7 protein-coding genes are annotated in these 6,036 nt (G+C 57.8%); 4 read left to right on the top strand and 3 right to left on the bottom strand.

Annotated elements, in window-relative coordinates:
• Positions 1-400: 400 nt before the first annotated feature.
• A complete protein-coding gene (locus AAAX36_RS09205; RefSeq protein ID WP_349075231.1) occupies positions 401-2,647 on the top strand; it encodes a hypothetical protein in 2,247 nt (748 codons plus the stop codon).
• Here the strand turns inward: AAAX36_RS09205 and AAAX36_RS09200 are convergent.
• Together AAAX36_RS09200 and AAAX36_RS09195 are read right to left on the bottom strand one after the other, a co-directional pair.
• Positions 2,602-2,874, bottom strand: a complete 273-nt coding sequence (locus tag AAAX36_RS09200; RefSeq protein ID WP_349075228.1) for a DUF6290 family protein — start codon at positions 2,872-2,874, stop codon at positions 2,602-2,604. The two genes, AAAX36_RS09205 and AAAX36_RS09200, sit on opposite strands and share 46 nt — an antisense overlap.
• 223 nt (positions 2,875-3,097) lie before the next feature.
• Positions 3,098-4,009, bottom strand: coding sequence for a BspA family leucine-rich repeat surface protein (locus tag AAAX36_RS09195; RefSeq protein ID WP_349075225.1), 912 nt, complete (start codon positions 4,007-4,009; stop codon positions 3,098-3,100).
• Positions 4,010-4,125: 116 nt separating this feature from the next.
• Here AAAX36_RS09195 and AAAX36_RS09190 point away from each other — a divergent pair, with 116 nt between their 5' ends.
• The 3 genes from AAAX36_RS09190 (at position 4,126) to AAAX36_RS09180 (ending at position 5,352) form a co-directional block, all read left to right on the top strand.
• Complete coding sequence (locus AAAX36_RS09190) at positions 4,126-4,494, top strand: hypothetical protein (protein WP_349075223.1); 369 nt, start codon at positions 4,126-4,128, stop codon at positions 4,492-4,494.
• 200 nt (positions 4,495-4,694) lie between these two features.
• Positions 4,695-4,865: a hypothetical protein gene (locus AAAX36_RS09185; RefSeq protein ID WP_349075220.1), complete on the top strand. Its 171-nt coding sequence runs from the start codon at positions 4,695-4,697 to the stop codon at positions 4,863-4,865.
• Positions 4,866-5,112: 247 nt separating this feature from the next.
• Positions 5,113-5,352, top strand: a complete 240-nt coding sequence (locus AAAX36_RS09180) for a hypothetical protein (RefSeq protein WP_349075218.1) — start codon at positions 5,113-5,115, stop codon at positions 5,350-5,352.
• A 449-nt stretch (positions 5,353-5,801) separates the two neighbouring features.
• Here the strand turns inward: AAAX36_RS09180 and AAAX36_RS09175 are convergent.
• On the bottom strand, positions 5,802-6,036 hold a 235-nt coding region (locus tag AAAX36_RS09175; protein WP_349075216.1), incomplete at its 5' end, for a hypothetical protein.

The raw sequence follows: 6,036 nt of genomic DNA, 5'->3' as shown, positions 1-6,036 counted from the left end.
CAAAACTATAGGAACACCCCCCGAAGGTTCCGTGCCGCTGCATACATATGCGACACTCCCTTCGTATGGGGATTGATATTGCATGCAGGAGCGTACGATGGAGCGAACCGGTCAATCCGCAACGTGCCGCAGCGGCAACGATGACGGTAGGGGAGAAAACCGAGTGTCTTGAATGCAGTCAATTGCCCTCTCGAAGCCCTCGCACGGCTGCACCTTGTCGATATAGAGGCGATTGCGGGTGTGCCCCCCTGTACCGCCCAATGTTTGACAATCTTGCTCGAGTTCCCTGCGCCGGGTCTGGCAGCTGAACCAAAGGCATAAAAACGCAAAGCTATAATTACGATCGTATGAGAAACAACGCGATTCGAACTGTCTATCCGCCCACGAGAAAGAATCGTCCATGAGCATATTCGACAAAGGCTTCGACCCGCTGCAGGAGATTCAGAGGGCCACTAAGACTGCCGGCGAGGCGGCGGCCATGATTGCCGAGGGGGCATCTGGGATGGCGGTCGCGGCAGGAGCTGCGATTGCAGATGCAACGACGGCGACGGGAGAAGCAGCGAGCAAGCTTGCCGAGGGCGCCACCGGGGCAGCGACAGCAGCGGGCGCGGCGATTGCAGGGGCGGCGGACGGCGTGAAGGCCGCCCTCGACGAAAAAGAGGCCGAAAGACTCGATGCGGAGAAGGCGGAGTACGCGCCCAAGGTACAGGAAGCCCTGAGGGCGATTGAGGCCACCCGCGCACAGGAGTTACTCGGTTCATTCCAGGAGTCTCCGCTCCCGTTGACGGAAGCCAATGCCGCCAAGGTGAAGTCAGCCTTCCCGATACCGAGGGAACAGACCGTCGTCTGGGCCGACGCCGAGTTCGACCTCAGGCCCAGCGGCATCGCCATGACCGAAAAGGGTGTCTACATCAAGGCGGACGCCGACGCGTTCGCCGTCCCGGGGAAGGAAAAGAGGCAGGCTCGCCTCTTCTACTTCGAGTGGGCGTACTTCGAACCCGGCCCCTTCGCCTCCGACGGTGAAAGCAACCTTGCGCTCACCGTCGACGAGGCGTGCCGGGGCCAGTTCGTATCCCGCTGCCAGGCGATCCGCGACCTCGAGGATGACCACGCCGCCGGCATCGACAGTGAGCTTGCCACGGTGGACGATACGGCGGTCAAGGCCGCGGCAGTCGCGGCGGCGGCGACCATCAACAGCAACGGGGAGGTCTTCGTCGAGCAGCGCGCGGCGGTCAACAACCCCGCGGGCCACGGGGAGCTTGCCGAGGAGGCGAACAGCATCATCGACAGGCTCCAGGGCCACCAGGCCGAGATTCTGGGGAGGGACAACGCGAAGAACGGCCCCGACCGGAGTGTCGACGGCGTCCTGATCCAGACCAAGTACTACAAGACGGCGCGAGGGTCCCTCGAAGCGTGCTTCGACCTGAGCAGCCATAAGTATCGCTACCTCGCGAAAGACGGCACGCCGATGCAGCTCGAGGTCCCGAAAGACCAGTACCAGCAGGTGCTCCGCGGTTTCGAGAAGAAAATTAGCCAAGGCAAGGTCCCCGGCGTCAGCGACCCCAGGGACGCCGAGAAAATCGTCCGCAAGGGCAAGCTCACATACGACCAGGCGCTGAACCTCGCCAAGCCGGGAACGGCGGAATCGCTGAAGTATGACGCCGCGACCGGCGCGGTCACATGCTCCTGCGCATTCGGCCTGTCGTTTCTGGCGACGACGTTCATGGCGTACAGGGAGACCAGGGACATCACCGGTGCCGTCCAGGCGGGCATCGCTGCCGGCGTCCAGGTGTTCGGCCTGTCCTTCGCCCAGCATATGGTCGTCTCGCAGCTCTCCAGAACGGGGCTTTCCAACGCCTTGATGGCTCCCAGCCAGGCGGTGGTCGGCGAGCTCGGATTCAAGGCGTCCGCCACAATCGTCAACGGCCTGCGCGCCCTCACGGGCAAGACCGCCATCAGCGGTGCGGCCGCCTCCAAGCAGCTTGCGAAGATGCTGAGGGGCAATGCCGTCTCGGCAGCGGTGACCCTCGCCGTGTTCTCGGCCCCCGAGACCTACAGGCTCTTCCAGGGCAAGGCAAGCGGCGCCCAGTACGCCCAGAACATGGCATGCCTCGCCACCTCGATCGCCGGGGGAATCGCCGGCGCCACGGCGGCAGGAGTCGCGGCGGCTAAGGTCGGTGCCGCAGCCGGCACGGCGGTGTCGCCCGGCGTGGGAACCATCGTCGGCCTCGCGGGCGGCATGGTCGGCGGAACGGTCGGCACGGCGGCCGCGGGCGCAGTCGGCGGGATACTGTTCGAGGGCGACAGCGCGTCTTTTGGGCGGTACTTCAACGCCATGGTGTCGTGCATGGCGGTCGAGTACCTGCTCGACGGGTATGAGATGGACGAGCTGCTTGCCGCCCTAGACGGCGTAAAGCCGGAAGAGTTCAAGGCGCTGATGGAGGAAACGCTCCCATCGAAGGACCAAGAGGCGAAGGTACGGGCGTTCCTTGTCCCGATGTTCGATGAGGTCGTGTCGCGCAGGGAGCGCTTCGCGCTTCCCACCAGCAGGCAGATATCCGACGCCCTTGTCGAGTTCGGGCAGACGATGCGTGCGGACGATCACTCGGCCTCCGCCGCCATGCGCAACACCTCTTCCATCGTGTAGCGGGTCTCGGCGTCCCCATCCAAAGCCTCATTGTAGGCCTCGATGTCCGCCATGTCCTCAGCCTTCTCGAGTGCAGCCCTTCTCACGAACTCGGAAAAGGACATGCCCGCGGCTTCCGCGCGGCCCTGAATCAAGGCCCTTTCGCTCTCATCGAACTTGACCGCAATCTCGTACATCGCCATGATTGTTCCCGTCAACGCCGTCATCTGATTGAGCCAATTATCCACCCACCGCGTACGCCCTGAATTCCAAATGCCAAGCAGGGGAGAAAACCGAGAACCCGAAGGCATTATCAAATCGGGCGATTACGGGAGCAAACAGGATGACGTGCTCGGAGTCCGTCCCGTTATCTGGTTCAAATTGAATTAGACACCGGCTCTCAAAACGGCTGAAACGAGAAGCCGTCCTTGATGCGCCGGGGTCGGCTTCTCGCACTGAGTTCGATACCGGTTAACGCCACGCTTTGGGAGAGATCACACCGGGCGCCCCGGAGTTGAACGCATAATTTGCAGCGCTCGGATCGATAATCCACTCCGAGCAGTCGAGGCTCAGGTTGTTGCAGTCTGAGAACATCCAATAGCATCCATATGGCTTGAAATCAGCCGTGGAGATAGGACCGAATTCGATAGATTCCAGATTATGGCAATATGCGAATGCCGATACAGCGGTCACGCAATGAGATAAATCCCATGTCGATAGATCCAGGTCTCTCACATTCCCGCAGTTATAGAAAATATGCTCGATACCGGAGACCGAACTGGTATCGAGCTTCGACACATCAAACGAAATGCAATTCTTGAATTGATGGAACCAGAAGGAGATGCTGATCGGCTTAATGCCGCCGTCAACGACGGACACGCTCCTACAATCACTTGAACTGCTATACCACGGAGCGTTAGTCGCATCGTTTGAGTAGTTGTAGTCTATCGGTGTATAGCGATCCGTCTCGAATCCCGTATACAGCGCAGTCACCTTGCGGTAGCTGAACATGTCTCCTACCTTGGGCACCCCGCGCCTCTTGTAGAACATGAGGCTGTGGTCGTCCTCGGAGTAGACCGCGAACGCCGTGCCGTTCTCAGGGTCGGGGATGTCCTCCAGCTCGTAGAAGTTCTCGCCCGTCGTGCCAGACCCGATGGCGCCCGCCACCGTGTTGAACTGGTTTCTGATGGCAGACGAGACCCACGGCCCCGCGATCAAGATAACCAAGACTATAATCGCGATGATCAGGACGTACTCTACTGTCGACTGCCCCTTCGGACGGCGGGTAAATCTCGGAGATACCCCCCCCCGAAAGGAATTTCCGCTGCGTTCATGTGCGGCTCCTCTCGGATTGGATTGGCTTACGCCGTAGAGGATAGACATGACCTCGCCAGCTAACCAGACAATGCCGCTGCGGCAATCACACAAAGAGGGCAAGGCGTTCGGAGTGACGTCCCGTTTCAAAACGTATGCGTTTCACCATGAGAGAGGGATCTGTCATGAGCTGGAAACCGAGAAAATGCGTTATCGCCTTACTGACTTTGGCGACTCTGACGTGTTTCGCCGCCTTAATCGCCGCCAATATCAAACCGCAACACGATGCTTATCCCTCATCTTTGTCCATTAAAAAGGGCCAAGATTTCAGCCTCGGCCGAAACGTCAATTATTTTGACAAGCTAAAACCTAATGAGGAAAACATCTTGATGTTCTGGGCATCGTGGTGTTCGCACTGTGAATCTCTCATAGAGGATATGCAACAACTTGATAATTTCGCAGCCATAAGGAAGAACCTTTTCACTGTTTCCGAGGACAGCACGATTGAAGAAGCCTCGATCCATGAAGGAGACTTTCCCATATACATAGATTAAGATAAGACCGTGTATGACCAATATGAACTTGAGCATATTCCGTCCGTATTCATACTGGATGATCAAGGAAACATCATCGGCTTATCCGAAGGAGAGGAAGAACCTCTTGCCTTATTAAAGAAATACGCCGAATACAACGGATAGAAAGCTGAAGGAGGCGACATCGAGTAACTATCAAAGGCCAGATTAAGGAGCCCGCCATGAAGAAATGCCTACCCTCCATCGTCTCAGCAGCTCTTTGCCTCTCCCTTGTCATGACACCATTTGTGCCCGTTGCGGCAGCCCATGCCGACGAGGGATCTCCCGCCGAGAGCAGCGATATCTACGTCGGAGTCAACTACGACGAAAATTACGATATATCCCTTTTTTGAGCGCGGGCGCTGCACGGATTCATATTCCAAGGCGTGGTGCGATTCTCACGGATTTGCAAATAACCGCCCCGTCCCTCACAAGGTCAAGCTGAACGCGAAGGAGGAGGCTTGCCTGCGCGATCCCTACCTTGCTGGCACCGCTGAAGTTATCGCCGGTCTCGTGACAACCGGTCCTAGCGGCGGCTTTTTTGCAACCGCAATGACATCGTACCGACTTTTCACTTGCCTGTTCTGAAAGGCAGTTGCCATGCTGTCGCAAAATCAATCGAGATACTTGACCACAATCGGCTTTGCCCTGCTTGCATTACTCTTTGCTAGCGACCTTTTGCTGAAACCGCCCAAGGAACTCGTTTCGCTTGCCATAGACTGCATTTCCGCCCTTTACTTTACGGCAACCCTATTCGTCGGACTAAAGGAGAGGAAAAAAGGCGCAGTCGCCGCATCTGCCGTAGGCGTGATCATAACCATTGCCTCATTCTTTATCTGACACATTGGTGATCTAGGGGCGATATCGTAGGAATACGACCGGGAGAGCCGGGACCAGATTGCCCGGGTTGCCCGGTCGGCTCGCGCGACGGCGCGGCGGTTCCACAGAAAGCTCTCCCGACTTCACGCCTTTCTGATCGCATTGTAGACAGCCATCTCGTCTTCGCAGTCGGCGAGCACGCGGTGTGCGTCGTCGTTTTGGATGTCCAGTAAATCTCGAAAGTCCTCCATGCGCCAGCGTCCGAGATTTGGCCATGCGCGTTGCGCGAGCTGATAAGTGTCGATTGCGATGTTGTGGTTAAAGTCCAGGCCAAAGCCGTCCCAGGCAGAACAGCTTTGTTTCCTTGATTATCACCTTCATCCGGACACTTCCCGCATTCATCCGTGTGTGTACGGATGAATGCGGGGCTCGATACCCCGGCGGCCTAATCGGCAGACCGCCGGGAACTCTCACTCCTCGATAAAAGCCGGCACTCGGTTAGTCCTGCGCATCTTGAAATCGCCAGTCTCGTGGGAGACGTAGAGAATGCCGTCCATCCCGTCTCGTGATGCATACGACAGGTGAACTGAACCGCAATCCGATCCATCATTGTCGAGAAGATCGAACGAATTCGGGTCGCTCGTTGCGGCCAAACGACCACTCAGACAAGAGCCATCGTCATTACAGATTTGCCATTCCATGTCT

The organism is Collinsella sp. CLA-ER-H10, assembly GCF_040092475.1.
Lineage (GTDB): Bacteria > Actinomycetota > Coriobacteriia > Coriobacteriales > Coriobacteriaceae > Collinsella.
This window is presented reverse-complemented; position numbering and strand designations above follow the sequence as displayed.

Bases quoted from the DNA above. Each gene is read 5' to 3' on its own strand.
- AAAX36_RS09205 (WP_349075231.1), top strand. From the start codon at position 401: ATGAGCATATTCGACAAAGGCTTCGACCCGCTGCAGGAGATTCAGAGG.
- AAAX36_RS09195 (WP_349075225.1), bottom strand. From the start codon at position 4,009: ATGTCTATCCTCTACGGCGTAAGCCAATCCAATCCGAGAGGAGCCGCA.
- AAAX36_RS09190 (WP_349075223.1), top strand. From the start codon at position 4,126: ATGAGCTGGAAACCGAGAAAATGCGTTATCGCCTTACTGACTTTGGCG.
- AAAX36_RS09185 (WP_349075220.1), top strand. From the start codon at position 4,695: ATGAAGAAATGCCTACCCTCCATCGTCTCAGCAGCTCTTTGCCTCTCC.
- AAAX36_RS09180 (WP_349075218.1), top strand. From the start codon at position 5,113: ATGCTGTCGCAAAATCAATCGAGATACTTGACCACAATCGGCTTTGCC.